This window comes from Streptomyces peucetius, from assembly GCF_025854275.1.
Lineage (GTDB): Bacteria > Actinomycetota > Actinomycetes > Streptomycetales > Streptomycetaceae > Streptomyces > Streptomyces peucetius_A.
In genome coordinates, this window is sequence record NZ_CP107567.1 from 2,782,942 (window position 1) to 2,797,242 (window position 14,301).

Here is a 14,301-nt window from a genome sequence, read left to right on the forward strand (position 1 = left end):
GATGACGACCGCGGCCGAGCTCGCCCCGTTCCGCTTCTTCGGCCTCCAGGTGGCGCGGACGAGGCGGCTCGGCCCGTCGCTCGTCCGGGTCACCTTCACCGCCACAGCCACCGAGGACGGCGACGGCCTGCGGGACTTCACGGCCGGCGGCCGCGACCAGTCTCTCTCCCTGTTCCTGCCGCACCCGGGCCAGGACGCGCCCGTCGTCCCCGTCGACGCGGGTGATCTCCACGCGGTGCTCGGCGCCCACCGGGCGCTCCCCGAGGACGAGCGGGCGGTGATGCGCTCGTACACGGTGCGCGAACACCGCGCCGACGCGGGCGAGGTGGACATCGACTTCGCCTCCACGACGACGGCGGCCCGGCCTGCCGCTGGGCGCTGTCCGCGGAGCCGGGGCACCGCGTGACGGTGCTCGGACCGGCCGTCGCCGACAACACCGGCGTGCGCTGCCGCCCGCCCGAGGACACCGACTGGGTGCTGATCTGGTCGGACGAGACGGCACTGCCCGCCGCGGCGGCGATCCTGGAGTGGCTGCCGGCCGGCCGGAAGGCCAGGGTCTGGATCGAGGTGCCGCACGCCGGTGACCGGCTGCCGCTGAAGACCGACGCGGACGCCGACGTCACCTGGCTCGTCCGCGAGGAGAACGCTCCGCCGGCCGTGGAAGCCGTCGCCGCCGCCGAACTGCCCGGGGGCGTCCCGTACGCGTGGATCGCTGGGGAGTCGGGGAGCGTCAAGGCGCTGCGGCGCCATCTGGTGAACGACCGCGGGTTCGACCGCCGGCGGGTCACGTTCGTCGGCTACTGGAAGCGCGGCCTGAGCGAGGACGGCCTGCGCGAGGCGCCGCCGGAGGAGACCGAGCAGTAGTACGTCCGCCCGAACCGCCCCGGCCGGCGGGTGGTTGCGATCAGCACCGTGCGGCACCCGATCGCGCGGCTCGCCGCCCGGAACGGCCGGTGCCCGGCGGGATACGGTCCCTCCCGCCGGGCACCGGTTCCTGGGTCACTGCGCCGGCCACGGCACCTGCGGCGAGCGGTAGTAGTCGATCCCGAGCGCCGACAGCCGCGGCCCCTGTGCAGCGAGCCGCACCTTGTAGGTGTCCCAGTCGTGCGTGGACGCCGGCGACCACCCGAGCTCGGCGACACCGGGCAGCCGCGGGAACGCCATCTGGTCGATGTGCGCGTCGCTCGAGATGGTCTCCGTCCACAGCGGCGCCTCGACGCCCTTGACGGCGCTCGCGGGCGCGCCCGGCAGATAGGTCCCCGGGTCCCAGTCGTAGGACCGCCGCACCTCGACGTAACCGGCCCAGGAGAGGCCCAGCTTGGTCTCCTTGTTGTACTTCATGTCGAGGTAGACCCGGTCGGCCGGCGAGAGGATCAGCCCGGTGCCGTTCCTGGCCGCCTCCGCCACCTGCTCCTTCTCCGCCTGGCCGGTGCCGTCGAGGCCCCAGTACTGGGCCAGTGCGCCCTGCTGCGGGCTCGCCCCGGTCAACTGGTGCCAGCCGATGACGGTCTTGCCGTACTTGGCGACGATCGGCTGCACCTTGTTCATGAACGCCACGTAGTCCGCGTGGCTGGTGGAGTGCGCCTCGTCGCCGCCGATGTGGATGTACCGGCCGGGTGTGAGCGCCGCCAGCTCGCGGATCACGTCGTCCACGAAGTCGTACGTGATCTCCTTCCGCACGCACAGCGAGCTGAAGCCGACGGCCGTGCCGGTGTACAGGGGCGGGGCGACGCCGTCGCAGTTGAGCTCGGCGTACGAGGCGAGGGCGGCGTTGGTGTGGCCGGGCATGTCGATCTCCGGCACGACCTCCAGGTGGCGGGAGGAGGCGTAGCGGACGATCTCCTTGTAGTCGGCCTTGGTGTAGTGGCCGCCGGGGCCGCCGCCCACCTGGGTGGAGCCGCCGTACGTGGCCAGCCGCGGCCACGAGTCGACGGCGATGCGCCAGCCCTGGTCGTCGGAGAGATGGAGATGCAGTTTGTTGATCTTGTAGAGCGCCACGTGGTCGATGTAGCGCTTGACCTGGTCGACGGTGAGGAAGTGCCGTGAGACGTCCAGCATCGCGCCGCGGTGGGCGTAGCGCGGGCTGTCCGTGATGGTGCCGCCCGCGACCTGCCAGGGACCGCTCTGCCGGGTGTCCGACTCGACGGCGGCGGGCAGCAGCTGACGCAGTGTCTGCACACCGCGGAAGAGCCCGGCCGGACGGTGGGCGGTGATGGTGACGCCCTCGGGCGCGGACCGCAGGCGGTAGCCCTCCTCGCCCAGGGCGCTCTCGTCCGCCGCAAGCCGGAGCCGGACGGAACGGGCCGCGGGCTGTGTGGTGACCGGCAGGGCGTAGCCGGTCGACGGGCGCAGCACCTCCGCGAGGCGCTCACCGACGGCCCGCGCCTCGGGCGAGGCGTCGGTCCGGATGCGGGCCCCGGCGGTCAGGGTGAAGGGCGCGCCGGCGGGGCTGACGGAGGCGGGTGCGGGGACGACCTGGCCGAGCGGCCGGACGGTGGGGGCGTGTTCCGCGCCGGAGGCGGCGGCCGCCGGGACGGAGCCGGAGAGGGCGGCCGCCGTGACGAGCAGGAGTGAACCGAGCAGTCGGGGAATCGGTCGGGGCTGACTCACAGGCTGGGTCCCTTCGACGGATGTCGTCTGTGCGCAGAGCAACCAGACTGTCACCATGCGTACCGTGCGCCTCAACTGCGGTCAAGGTGTAGACCACTTGCTCGTTCCTCCGGTGAAAGAATCCCCTCATGGTGGAAATCATCCAGAAGGACGGGACCTGGACGTTCGACGGGGACACGGTGCGCATCGTCCCGGGCAGTGACAAGAGCGTGAGCCCGCTGCGCCGGACCCTGGGGGAAGTCGCGGTACCGCTCGGGGCGTTGGCCGGCATCTCGTTCGAACCCGGCAAGAAGGCGGGCCGTCTGCGACTGCGGCTGCGTGACGGCGCGGACCCGCTGCTCCAGATCACCGCCGGCAGGCTGGAGGACGCCTGGGACCCGTACCGGCTGAGCGTGGAGCCGGGGCGCACCGGTGTCGCCGAGTACTTCGTCGACGAGGTGCGCCACGCGCTGCTGCTGGAGCAGGTGGAGTCGGGCCCGCTGGACGGCTACGTACTGCCGGGGCCGCCGCTGCCGATCACGGTCGGCGCCGGGGACGGGACGGCCACGTTCGACGGCGAGCGGATCCGCCTGGAGTGGAACTGGAAGACGGAGGAGTCGAAGCAGGCGGGCGGCCCGCGCACGCTGGCGCTCGACGACGTGCGCGCGGTGGAGTGGCTGCCCGCCGCCGGACTGGAGAACGGCTATCTGCGGTTCCGGACGACACCGGAACCGGTCAGGACCCCGCCCAAGCACGATCCGCACGCGGTGGAGCTGTGGGGCTTCCGCAAGGACCCCCTCATGGCCCTGCTCGCGGCGGCGGTCGTCGCACGCCTGCCGCACCCTTACGCGGCCGGTACGGCGCAGTCCGCACCGGCGCCGTCGGCACAGACGCGTGGGACTGCCGGGCCGGACGGCTCGACCGGGGCGGACGATCACGACGTGCTGCTGCGCAGGCTGCGCGAACTGGGCGAGCTTCATCAGGCCGGGATACTGACCGAGGACGAGTTCAGCACCGCGAAACAGGCCGTCCTCAAACGAATGTGAGCTATCTCCTGCCCGGAATCGGGCAGGATTCTTGCAGACGGGAGCGTCCACCCTCCAATATCTACGGGTGCTCGAACCTCGCCAGTCAGTGCGCACGTCGCACGACGACCTCATCGACCACCTGGTGCGCAGCACCGCGCTCCAGCGCGGTGAAGCCGCCCGGGTGATCCTCGACGTACTGGCGTACTTCGACGAGACGACCGAGGAGTTCGTCCGCCGCCGCCACCGCGAACTGCAGTCCGGCGGCGCCGTGAACTCCGCGATCTTCGAGCGGATCGCGGCCGAACTCCCGCACCGCGCCGTGGCGCCGCCGGAGCTCTCGCTCCGCCAGCTGCGCCGCATCGTCTACGGCTGAGCAGCCCGTCAGGGCCGGGCACACATCTGATCTATGGAGGGGCAGAAACCGTATGTGCGGAATCGTCGGATACATCGGCAGGCGTGATGTGGCTCCGCTGCTGCTGGAGGGCCTGCAGCGGCTGGAGTACCGGGGTTACGACTCCGCGGGTGTGGTGATCAACAGCCCCAGGTCGGCCGGGCTGAAAATGGTCAAGGCCAAGGGCCGCGTCCGCGACCTCGAGGCCCGCGTCCCCAAGCGCTTCGCCGGCACCACCGGCATCGCGCACACCCGCTGGGCCACCCACGGCGTCCCGAGCGACGAGAACGCCCACCCCCACCTGTCGCCCGACAACCAGGTCGCCGTCGTCCACAACGGCATCATCGACAACGCCGCCGAGCTGCGCGCCAAGCTCGAGGCCGACGGGGTCGTCTTCGCCTCCGAGACCGACACCGAGGTGCTCACCCACCTGATCGCGCGTGCCCAGGCCGAGACCCTCGAGGAGAAGGTCCGCCAGGCGCTGAAGCTGATCGACGGCACGTACGGCATCGCCGTCATGCACGCCGCCTTCCCCGACCGCATCGTGGTGGCCCGCAACGGCTCCCCGGTCGTCCTCGGCATCGGCGAGAAGGAGATGTTCGTCGCCTCCGACGTCGCCGCCCTCGTCGCCCACACCCGCCAGGTCGTCACCCTCGACGACGGCGAGATGGCCACCCTGAAGGCCGACGACTTCCGTACGTACACCACCGAGGGCTCGACGACGACGGCCACCCCGACCACCGTGGAGTGGGAGGCCGAGTCGTACGACATGGGCGGCCACGACACGTACATGCACAAGGAGATCTCCGAGCAGCCCGACGCGGTCGACCGCGTGCTGCGCGGCCGGATCGACGACCGGTTCAACACCGTGCACCTGGGCGGCCTGAACCTGGACGCGCGCGAGGCCCGCTCCATCCGCCGTGTGAAGATCCTCGGCTGCGGCACCTCGTACCACGCGGGCCTGATCGGCGCCGGGCTCATCGAGTCCCTCGCCCGTATCCCCGCCGACGCGGAGCCGGCCTCCGAGTTCCGCTACCGCAACCCGGTCGTGGACCCCGACACCCTCTACATCGCCGTCTCCCAGTCCGGCGAGACGTACGACGTGCTCGCGGCCGTCCAGGAGCTGAAGCGCAAGGGCGGCCGGGTGCTCGGCGTCGTGAACGTCGTCGGCTCGGCGATCGCCCGTGAGGCGGACGGCGGCACGTACGTCCACGCCGGCCCGGAGGTCTGCGTCGTCTCCACCAAGTGCTTCACCAACACGGTGGTCGCCTTCGCGCTGATCGCCCTGCACCTGGGCCGCATCCGCGACCTGTCGGTCTCCGAGGGCCGGCGGATCATCGACGGTCTGCGCAGGCTGCCGGCCCAGATCAGCGAGATCCTCGAGTCGGAGGGCGAGATCAAGAAGCTCGCCGAGCAGTACGCGGACGCCAAGTCGATGATGTTCATCGGCCGGGTGCGCGGCTATCCGGTGGCCCTCGAGGCGTCCCTGAAGCTCAAGGAGATCTCCTACATCCACGCGGAGGCCTATCCGGCCTCCGAGCTCAAGCACGGCCCGCTCGCACTGATCGAGCCCGCGCTGCCGACCGTCGCGATCGTGCCGGACGACGAGCTGCTGGAGAAGAACCGGGCGGCGCTGGAGGAGATCAAGGCACGCAGCGGCCGGATCCTCGCGGTCGCCCACCGCGAGCAGGAGAAGGCGGACCACACCATCGTGGTGCCGAAGAACGAGGACGAGCTGGACCCGATCCTGATGGGCATCCCGCTCCAGCTGCTCGCCTACCACACCGCGCTGTCGCTCGGCCGGGACATCGACAAGCCGCGCAACCTCGCGAAGTCGGTCACCGTCGAGTAGCACTGCCGCACCCGCCCTGTGGCGAGTGAGCCGAAGGGGCGCGCGGCTGTCGAAAGGGAGTGGGGGCACCTCCCGCCGACGGCGGGGGGAGCGCGGAGGTCCCGAGGAACGTGGGGGCACCTCCCGGACGAAGTCTGGGGGAGGACCGAGCACGATCGACCGTCGACAGACGCAGAGAGCGCCCTGGAGGCGAACCGAGCCTCAAGCAGAAGGAGAGCGCCCTCCGTGCGCGCCACCGGCGCGACGGAGGGCGCTCCCCTTTCCCGGCCGGTGCCGCCCGGAGCACCGGCCCTTCTGCTGCCGTGAGGCCCGCGACCTCAGCCGGTGGCCGTCACTCCCCGGCGGCCGGCAGCGCGTCCGGTGAACGTGGGCCACTTGGCGAGCGCCGCCGTCGCGCCGTACCAGGCCACCAGGCCCGCCACCGCGCCGACCCAGCCGCCGGCCTTGGCGAGCCCCTCGTTGCCCGCGAAAGCGGCGATGCCGCCCAGCAGCAGCGCGAGGGTCAGCAGCCCGTACACGCCCTGGCCCAGCACGCCGCTGCCGGAGGCCGCGGCGGTCAGGGTCAGCGCGAGCAGCGCCCACAGCAGCATGAAGAGCCCTGCCGCCTCGGCCGAGGTCTCCGCGCCGACGGCGGTGCCCCAGGTGAACCAGAACGCGCCGAGTCCGGCGAACGCCGTGCCCGAACCGCCGTTGCCGGCACGGAACTCGAGCAGGCCGACGACGAAGAGCGCCACTCCGCCGACCCAGGTGGCGAGCGCGGCCGTGTCCGCCGCCGTCACGTTGTCGATCACGCCGGTGTTGCCGACGCCGAACGCCAACAGGGTCAGACCGAGGGCGAGATGGCCGAGAGTCGAAGTAGAACCAGCGCTTCCCGCAGAGACGTTGTTGTCCACGGCGGGCTCCCTTCCTGTCCTGTGCAGTTGTGCTGCAAGTGCCGCTGTTCCCAGGACCGTTATGTACCCTTCACAAGCGCACAATCCACCTGCTACGGATGGGTAGCTTCTGCGGTGCCGGAGAAGTCCGAACAGGAAGGGGGACATTGACGCCGCCTCAGCGGCAGCCCGGGTACGGGACTACGGGATGACGACCACCGGGCGCTGCGCGCGCTTAGCGAGCCGCCCCGCAACCGAGCCGAAAAGCCGGCCGACGATTCCGTGCGTGGAGCCGACCACGATCGCGTCGGCCGAGTACTCACGGCCGACCTCTTCCAGTTCATGACAGATGTCGCCGCCGCGCTCGACCAGGATCCAGGGCACCTCGGTGAGGTAGTCCGCGCAGGCCAGCTCCAGGCCGAGGACCTCGGTGCGGTGGTCCGGCACATCCACGAAGACGGGCGGCTCGCAGCCGGCCCAGACGGTGGTGGGCAGCCGGTTGGCGACATGGACGATGATCAGCCCGGACCCGGTCCGCCGCGCCATTCCGATGGCGTAGGCGAGCGCCCGCTCACTGGAGGTGGATCCGTCGAAACCCACGACGACTCCGTGCCGGAAGGCGGGATCGCAGGAATGGCGTGCTTCTTCCGCCGCCCGCAGGTCCGACAGGGGATCGGCTACCTGCTTGCGGTCCGCGGGTTCGGGAATTTCGTGACCGGCCATCGGTGTCTCGGCGAAGGAGGTCCTCTTCGGAGGGATCGACTGAGGGAGCTGCGTCGGCTGGGGCGGCGGAGCCGTGTCCGGGAATCATCTTCCCAACCCCATACCCCAAGGGTACGGCGACACTCCTCTCCTGCCCAGGGCCTGCGGCCCCCATGCGCGACGTTCCAGGGAGCATGCCCGAGCGGGCCCGGGATCGCAATGCCGCTTGGCCACTACAGCCGTCTGCGCGCCGTGCGGTGACCGGATGACCGCGGCCCTCGTTGGCCACGGGCCACCCGCCGCCACCAGGAGACCCACGTGCCCGCACGACCGTCCGGACCCGCCCGCTCTCCCCGCCGCGCCACCGGCCCCTCACCCTCGCGGCCGCCCTCCTCGCGACGGGGTCCCTCGCGGCCGCCCTCGTGCCGGCCGTCCGACCCGACGGGCGAGATCGTCCGCTGGGGAGCATTCAGCTGTCTGCTGGTCCCCGTCGTGCTCGTCGTGTACGGGACGTCCGTCGGCGGCGCGGCCGCCGCCGCCCTCGGCCTCGCGGCGGTGACCGCGGCCTGCCGGGTCCTGCTGCGGCACTCCGAGCGGACCGCGGCGCGGTGCCGCGCCGCGGTGGACACGCCACCCACCGGAAGCCGTGACTCCGGTACCGTCCCGAGGGCGCGCCGCGGCGCACGGCACGGATCGAGGCGCACTCCGGGCGGCTGAACGGTTTTCGCGCGCGGGCCATCGCATGTTTTCAGCCAACTTCACCGCACAGCCCAAACCTTGCCGAAATGGCCTGCGAACCCCCTTGCCACCAGGGAGGAAAGGGCCGAGGGCGGCGTCCGCACCCTACGGGGACGGGCCATGCCCGTGAGGCGCACTTCCCTGCGGGCCCCCCTGAGTGAAACGCTTCGTGATCGAATGCATCGCGCCAAGTTGCCATGTCGACATAGCAGGGCATCCCGAACGTGTCACACCGGCGCCACGGGACGCAGTAGATTCGATCATGAGTATCGAAGGCCGGGGGACTCGTGCAGAACCGAGGGGAAACGTGCAGGAGCGAAAGGCCCGAAACGAACGGGGAGACGCGCACTTCGAGGGGGGTTTAGCGTCATGAGTCAGGACTCCGCCGCATCGGAGACGGCACGGAAGCTGTCCGGGCGCCGGCGACGGGAAGTCGTCGCCGTGCTGCTGTTCAGCGGCGGCCCTATATTCGAAAGTTCCATCCCGCTCTCGGTGTTCGGAATTGACCGTCAGGACGCCGGAGTTCCCCGCTACCGCCTGCTGGTGTGCGGGGGCGAGGACGGACCGCTGCGGACCACCGGCGGTCTGGAACTGACCACACCGTACGGCCTCGAGGCGATCAGCAGGGCCGGCACCGTCGTGGTGCCCGCCTGGCGCTCGATCACCTCGCCGCCACCGCCCGAGGCGCTCGATGCGCTGCGCCGGGCACACGAGGAAGGGGCCCGTATCGTCGGCCTGTGCACCGGGGCGTTCGTCCTGGCCGCGGCCGGCCTGCTCGACGGCCGCCCCGCCACGACCCACTGGATGTACGCCCCGACCCTGGCGAAGCGCTATCCGTCGGTGCACGTGGATCCGCGGGAGCTGTTCGTCGACGACGGGGATGTGCTCACATCCGCGGGCACGGCGGCCGGAATCGACCTCTGCCTGCACATCGTGCGCACCGACCACGGCACGGAGGCAGCCGGGGCGCTCGCCCGCAGGCTCGTCGTCCCGCCCAGGCGCAGCGGCGGTCAGGAGCGCTATCTGGACAGGTCTTTACCGGAGGAAATCGGCTCGGACCCGCTGGCCGAGGTCGTGTCCTGGGCACTGGAACACCTCCACGAGCAGTTCGACGTGGAGACGCTGGCCGCGCGTGCGTACATGAGCAGGCGCACCTTCGACCGGCGGTTCCGTTCGCTGACCGGCTCGGCCCCGCTGCAGTGGCTGATCACCCAGCGGGTGCTGCAGGCACAGCGGCTGCTCGAGACCTCCGACTACTCGGTCGACGAGGTCGCCGGCCGATGCGGCTTCCGCTCCCCCGTGGCACTGCGCGGCCATTTCCGGCGGCAGCTGGGGTCTTCCCCGGCCGCCTACCGGGCCGCGTACCGGGCCCGCCGCCCGCAGGGCGATCCGGACCGGACGGCGCTGGTGGAGGCCGTGGTGCCCGCGCAGTCGGGCCCGGGAGTCAGACGGGCGCCGGCCGGGGCCGCCGCGATCGCCGCGGCCGCCGCCGAGCTGGGCAAACCGGTCCCTGAGGCGTATGCCGCAGGACACGGCCGCCCGAGCCTGCCCGGACCGCGCAGCGCACCGTAGACCGCGCCGTCACGCAGCACCACCCCGGCCCGGCCGGGACGTCCCGCACAGCGGCGGCGTCCCGGCCGGGCCGGGGGCCTTCACGGCCGGGGCAGCCCGAGGCAGGAAACGCGGCACCGACACCCCCGTAAGGTAGGGCGCATGAACGATCGCATGGTGTGGATCGACTGCGAGATGACCGGGCTCTCGCTGACGGACGACGCACTCATCGAGGTGGCCGCGCTGGTCACCGACTCGGAACTGAACGTACTCGGCGAAGGCGTGGACATCGTGATCCGCCCGCCGGACGCGGCGCTCGAGACGATGCCCGAAGTGGTGCGCCAGATGCACACCGCCTCCGGCCTCCTCGACGTCCTGGCGGGCGGCACGACCCTCGCGGACGCCGAGGAGCAGGTCCTCGCCTACGTCCGCGAGCACGTCAAGGAGCCCGGCAAGGCCCCGCTGTGCGGCAACTCGGTCGGCACCGACCGCGGCTTCCTGCTGCGCGACATGCCCACGCTGGAGGGCTACCTCCACTACCGGATCGTCGACGTCTCCTCGGTCAAGGAGCTGGCCCGCCGCTGGTACCCGCGGGCGTACTTCAACAGCCCGCAGAAGAGCGGCAACCACCGGGCACTGGCCGACATCCGCGAGTCCATCGCGGAACTCCGCTACTACCGCGAGGCGGTCTTCGTCCCGCAGCCCGGACCGGACTCCGAGACGGCGAAGGGCATCGCGGCGAAATACGTGCTGCCCGCGCAGTAGCACCCCGGCTCGGTGCCCGCCGGAAAACGCGGGCGCGAGCACCCTCTCGGACCCTGTACACTTTTTCTCGGCCGGTCGGGAAAGCGACCGGTCGTGGTGGGTATAGCTCAGCTGGTAGAGCACCTGGTTGTGGTCCAGGATGTCGCGGGTTCGAGTCCCGTTACTCACCCTCTTGAAAGAGGCCGTCGACCTGCGCCGAGCAGGAAGGCGGCCTCTTTGCGTTCCCTGTGCGGCCGCATCGGCGGCCACCCCGGAACTCCGGGACACTGGGATCAGGAGGTGAACCCATGGCACTCGAAGACAACTGTGATCACAGGACCGGGATCCAGCACGACATCACCAACATGGGAGACACCGAGCACGGCGTGAAGCGATACGTCTGCGGCAAGTGCGGTCACGAGTACACCGTCCCGCATGAGCAGCCCGCGAACGATGTCGGCGGTCAGTCACCGGGGTAGCACGCCCCGGAGCCGTCAGGAGCCGCTGCTCGTCGTCCACGCCCACCACCCTCGACGGTCGCCCCCTCGCCGCACGCCGGGACCGGCGCCTGGCGCCGTCAGGACGAGTCCCGCACCACCAGCTCCGTGGGCAGCACGATCTGGGGCCGCTCCGGGGACGGCTGCGCAATCTCCTGGAGCAGGACGCCGGCCATGGTGCGGCCCATCTCCTCCGTCGGCTGGCGCACGCTGGTGAGCGCCGGGTCCATGTGGCGGGCCACCGCCGAGTCGTCGAAGCCGATCAGGGCCACGTCGTCCGGTATGCGGCGGCCCGACTCGCGCAGCACGTGCCGGGCGCCGGAGGCCATGACGTCGGAGGCGGCGAAGACGGCGTCGAGGTCGGGCCGGTCCTCGAGCAGTCTGCGCATCGCGAGCCGGCCGCCCTGCTCGGTGAAGTCGGCCACGGCCGTCAGCCGGGGGTCGGCGTCCAGGCCCGCCCCCGCGACGGCGGAACGGTAGCCGTCCAGCCGGCGTTCCGCGCCGTACACGTCCAGCGGGCCGGCGATCGTCGCGACGGTGCGGCGGCCCCGGGCCGCCAGATGGGCGACGGCCTTCCGCGCGCCCTCGAAGTTGTCGGAATCGACCGCGGCCAGCGTCTCGCCGGCCGACCGGCGGCCGCTGATCACCACGGGGATCGACAGCTGCTCCAACAGGTCCGGCAGCGGGTCGCCCGCGTGCATCGAGACCAGCAGCACACCGTCGACCCGGTGCGCGGCCAGGTACTGGGCGAGCGTCTTGCGTTCCCGGTCGTTGCCGGCGAGCGTCAGCAGCAGCTGCATCTCGGTGTCGGCGAGCGCCGCCCCGACGCCGCGCACCATCTCGGAGAAGTACGGCTCCGCGAAGAAGCGGTCCTCAGGCTCCGGAACGACGAGCGCGATCGCGTCCGTACGGTTCCCGGCGAGCGCACGGGCCGCGCGGTTGGGTATGTAGCCCAGCTCCGCGACGGCCGCCTCGACCAGGGCGCGGGTCTCCTCGCTGACCCGCGGCGAACCGTTGATCACACGGGAGACCGTGCCGCGTCCGACGCCCGCACGGGCGGCGACCTGCTCCAGCGTGGGCAGGCCGGTGGCCCGCCCCCCGTTGTTTTCCGCGCGGATGGTCCGAGACATCGTGTCCGCCTCCCCAGGCTGCCCAGGCGGAGAACATAACGCGTCCGAGGCCCTTGACACCCGCCTTCCGTGACGACTGACCGCCGGAACCGCGCACGGGAGCGCTCCCAGCCCGTGATGTCGCGCATCACACGGAATCCGCAGGTCACCGCCCTGCCACGGCCGCCGTCGGCGTGCTGGAAGTACGGTCCCGAACAAGAACGGCCGTGGACGGCAGCAACAGCAGCGTGTGACGGCCCCACCCCGCGAGGAGGACGCGATGCGCAGGGCGGCGATCCTCGCGGTCGTCACCGCGCTCGGCGCCGGGCTGCTCACCGGCTGCGCCGACGACGGCCACGGTGCGGACGGCGACGGCAGGGCGAGGACCACCCCCACCGTCGGAGTCTTCGGGGCCTTCGGCCTCGAAGAGGCGGGCGGGGGCGCTGCTGGGGCGCTGCCGCTGCTGATCGCGTTCCTGCTGTTCGGCAGGCAGATCGTGGGCGGGATCACGCAGGGGGCGGTGAAGGGGTGACGGGGGTGGCGGCGCGGGGGCGTGGCCGCTGCGCGGGGAGGGGACAGGCCCGCCGCAGGCGCTTCGGGCGAGGCGCGGGGCCCCCCCGGGGGGGGGGGGGCCGGGGGGGGGGCGCGCCGTGGGGGGCGGAGGGGGGCCGTGGATTACCGGTACGCCGCGAACGCCTTCGTGAAGGCCAACGGCTCCTGCAGGATCGAGCTGCACGTCGCGTCCGCCGCCGGCTTCTCCCCGCCCGCGCACTGCTTGTCCCGCGTCGAGGACCACATCGACAGCCACGCCAGGTTCTTCGACTCGGCGAACGTCACCAGCTGCCTGGCGTCCTCCACCGTGAAGATCTCCGTGACGACGTCGTTGACGCCGATCATCGGCGTGACCGCGACCGTCTGCCACGCTGCCGCGTCGGAGAGGCCGAGCACGCCCTTGAGCTGCGCCTGGGTGGCGGTGGCCGCCGAGATCGCGTACTCACCCATGTCGCCGCTGTACGCCGGGCCGTAGTCCATCGCCATGATGTTGACCGCGTCGATCTGGACACCGTTCTTCTTGGCGTCGGCGATCAGGTCGACGCCGGGCTGGGTGAGCCCCTCGGGCATGACGGGCAGGGTGAAGGAGACGTCGAGGTCCGGGTGGGACTTCTGGAGCTGCGCGATCGCCTGCGAGCGCCGCGTGTTGGCGGCGGCGTCGGGCAGTGCCGCGCCCTCGATGTCGAAGTCGACCTTGGTCAGCTTGTAGGTGTCGACGACCTTGCCGTAGGCCGCCGCCAGGTCGTCTGCGGAGGAGCAGTTCAGGGCCAGTTCGTGGCCGGCCGCGCCGCCGAAGGAGACGCGGACGTCGCCGCCCCCGTCGCGCAGGGCGCCGATCTGGGACGCGACCTTGTCATTGGCGAGGTCCGTGACGCCGCCCCACAGCGGGGCGCAGCTGCCGCCGGAGGTGATGAAGGCGAGGTTGAACTCCTTGACGCCGGTCTTCGCGGCGGTGTCCAGCATGTCGTACGCGGGGTACAGCGAGGTGTCGATGTACGGCGCGTAGCGCGCGGCCGCGCCGGGCGTGGGCTCGCCGGTCGGCGGGGGCGTCGTAGTCGCCGTGGGCCCGGACGTACCGGGAGGCGTGTCCGAGGGCGTGGGCGTGGGTGTCGGTGTCGGCTGCTCCGTCGGCCGTCCGCTCGGCTGCGGCGTCGCGCCGTCGTCGACCGAGCACTTGATGTCGTCGATGAGGCAGGAGGCCGGGTCGCCGGCCTTGCCGCTCGCCGAGGTGACGAAGCCGACGGTGACCGAAGCGCCGGGCGCGAGGCTCTTGTTCCAGCTCGCGGGCTTGACGGTGACGTGCCGGCCGTCGACGGTGTGCTCGCCGTTCCACAGCGAGCTGATCTCCGTTCCGGCGGGCAGGTCGAACTCGAGGGTCCAGTCGGACCGGGCCCGGTCGGTCTCGTTGGTGATGACGTACTGGCCGGTGTAACCGCCGTCCCAGCTGCTGGTCCTGGTGTAGGCGGCGCCGACCGCCGCGGCCTGGGCGGTGCCGGTGAGGAAGATCGCGGCTCCGCCGATCACCGCGGTCACGACGACCGCGCCGACCGCCTTGGTCCTGACGCTCGCCCTGCGCCGGTGCGTGCTGCTGCCCATCGCGTGCCTGCCTCTGCGTTACGGAGTCGGGGGGTGGTGCGCTGCACGCTAGCGATCCCGAACCGGACAAATGACCGATC

Annotated in this window: 13 protein-coding genes, 1 tRNA gene and 1 pseudogene; 10 read left to right on the forward strand and 5 right to left on the reverse strand. The window is 71.7% G+C overall.

All coding sequences use genetic code 11. The annotated features are described in order from the left end of the window. Position 1 precedes the first annotated feature (1 nt). Positions 2–864: pseudogene (locus tag OGH68_RS12670) on the forward strand (siderophore-interacting protein). A gap of 135 nt (positions 865–999) precedes the next feature. Here the strand turns inward: OGH68_RS12670 and OGH68_RS12675 are convergent. After that, positions 1,000–2,610: a beta-N-acetylhexosaminidase gene (locus OGH68_RS12675; RefSeq protein ID WP_264243531.1), complete on the reverse strand. Its 1,611-nt coding sequence runs from the start codon at positions 2,608–2,610 to the stop codon at positions 1,000–1,002. Between the two features lie 128 nt (positions 2,611–2,738). Between OGH68_RS12675 and OGH68_RS12680 the strand changes: the two genes are divergently transcribed. The 3 genes from OGH68_RS12680 (at position 2,739) to glmS (ending at position 5,860) form a co-directional block, all read left to right on the forward strand. After that, complete coding sequence (locus tag OGH68_RS12680; protein WP_264243532.1) at positions 2,739–3,635, forward strand: DUF4429 domain-containing protein; 897 nt, start codon at positions 2,739–2,741, stop codon at positions 3,633–3,635. An 88-nt stretch (positions 3,636–3,723) separates the two neighbouring features. Next, the gene (locus tag OGH68_RS12685; RefSeq protein ID WP_264243534.1) at positions 3,724–3,990 is read left to right on the forward strand and encodes a hypothetical protein; all 267 of its coding nucleotides are present in this window, start codon (positions 3,724–3,726) and stop codon (positions 3,988–3,990) included. Between the two features lie 52 nt (positions 3,991–4,042). After that, a complete protein-coding gene (gene glmS / locus OGH68_RS12690) occupies positions 4,043–5,860 on the forward strand; it encodes a glutamine--fructose-6-phosphate transaminase (isomerizing) (RefSeq protein ID WP_264243536.1) in 1,818 nt (605 codons plus the stop codon). 317 nt (positions 5,861–6,177) lie between these two features. On the opposite strand, the gene OGH68_RS12695 is transcribed toward glmS, so the two are convergent. After that, positions 6,178–6,753 (reverse strand): acetate uptake transporter, encoded by a 576-nt coding sequence (locus tag OGH68_RS12695; protein WP_264243539.1) that lies wholly within the window; start codon positions 6,751–6,753, stop codon positions 6,178–6,180. Positions 6,754–6,933: 180 nt separating this feature from the next. Further along, a complete protein-coding gene (locus tag OGH68_RS12700) occupies positions 6,934–7,455 on the reverse strand; it encodes a universal stress protein (RefSeq protein WP_159691796.1) in 522 nt (173 codons plus the stop codon). Positions 7,456–7,752: 297 nt separating this feature from the next. On the opposite strand from OGH68_RS12700, the gene OGH68_RS12705 reads away from it, so the two are divergent. The 5 genes from OGH68_RS12705 (at position 7,753) to OGH68_RS12725 (ending at position 10,946) form a co-directional block, all read left to right on the forward strand. Further along, positions 7,753–8,151, forward strand: a complete 399-nt coding sequence (locus OGH68_RS12705; protein ID WP_319020201.1) for a hypothetical protein — start codon at positions 7,753–7,755, stop codon at positions 8,149–8,151. Positions 8,152–8,541: 390 nt separating this feature from the next. After that, positions 8,542–9,744: a helix-turn-helix domain-containing protein gene (locus tag OGH68_RS12710; protein ID WP_264243542.1), complete on the forward strand. Its 1,203-nt coding sequence runs from the start codon at positions 8,542–8,544 to the stop codon at positions 9,742–9,744. 141 nt (positions 9,745–9,885) lie between these two features. Further along, entirely contained in the window at positions 9,886–10,488 is a 603-nt protein-coding gene (gene orn / locus OGH68_RS12715; protein WP_264243544.1) for an oligoribonuclease, read from the forward strand. Positions 10,489–10,584: 96 nt separating this feature from the next. After that, positions 10,585–10,657, forward strand: a tRNA-His gene (locus OGH68_RS12720). Between the two features lie 118 nt (positions 10,658–10,775). Continuing rightward, positions 10,776–10,946 (forward strand): hypothetical protein, encoded by a 171-nt coding sequence (locus OGH68_RS12725; RefSeq protein ID WP_264243545.1) that lies wholly within the window; start codon positions 10,776–10,778, stop codon positions 10,944–10,946. A 98-nt stretch (positions 10,947–11,044) separates the two neighbouring features. Here the strand turns inward: OGH68_RS12725 and OGH68_RS12730 are convergent, their stop codons facing one another. After that, the gene (locus tag OGH68_RS12730; RefSeq protein WP_264243546.1) at positions 11,045–12,094 is read right to left on the reverse strand and encodes a LacI family DNA-binding transcriptional regulator; all 1,050 of its coding nucleotides are present in this window, start codon (positions 12,092–12,094) and stop codon (positions 11,045–11,047) included. A 229-nt stretch (positions 12,095–12,323) separates the two neighbouring features. Here OGH68_RS12730 and OGH68_RS36415 point away from each other — a divergent pair, with 229 nt between their 5' ends. Beyond that, on the forward strand, positions 12,324–12,605 hold the full coding sequence (locus OGH68_RS36415; RefSeq protein WP_413470976.1) for a hypothetical protein: 282 nt from the start codon (positions 12,324–12,326) through the stop codon (positions 12,603–12,605). Between the two features lie 143 nt (positions 12,606–12,748). Here OGH68_RS36415 and OGH68_RS12740 read toward each other — a convergent pair whose 3' ends face one another. Further along, entirely contained in the window at positions 12,749–14,221 is a 1,473-nt protein-coding gene (locus OGH68_RS12740) for a cellulose binding domain-containing protein (RefSeq protein ID WP_264243547.1), read from the reverse strand. Positions 14,222–14,301 lie beyond the last annotated feature (80 nt).

Bases quoted from the DNA above. Each gene is read 5' to 3' on its own strand.
- OGH68_RS12680 (WP_264243532.1), top strand. From the start codon at position 2,739: ATGGTGGAAATCATCCAGAAGGACGGGACCTGGACGTTCGACGGGGAC.
- glmS (WP_264243536.1), top strand. From the start codon at position 4,043: ATGTGCGGAATCGTCGGATACATCGGCAGGCGTGATGTGGCTCCGCTG.
- OGH68_RS12700 (WP_159691796.1), bottom strand. From the start codon at position 7,455: ATGGCCGGTCACGAAATTCCCGAACCCGCGGACCGCAAGCAGGTAGCC.
- OGH68_RS12710 (WP_264243542.1), top strand. From the start codon at position 8,542: ATGAGTCAGGACTCCGCCGCATCGGAGACGGCACGGAAGCTGTCCGGG.
- orn (WP_264243544.1), top strand. From the start codon at position 9,886: ATGAACGATCGCATGGTGTGGATCGACTGCGAGATGACCGGGCTCTCG.
- OGH68_RS12725 (WP_264243545.1), top strand. From the start codon at position 10,776: ATGGCACTCGAAGACAACTGTGATCACAGGACCGGGATCCAGCACGAC.
- OGH68_RS12730 (WP_264243546.1), bottom strand. From the start codon at position 12,094: ATGTCTCGGACCATCCGCGCGGAAAACAACGGGGGGCGGGCCACCGGC.
- OGH68_RS12740 (WP_264243547.1), bottom strand. From the start codon at position 14,221: ATGGGCAGCAGCACGCACCGGCGCAGGGCGAGCGTCAGGACCAAGGCG.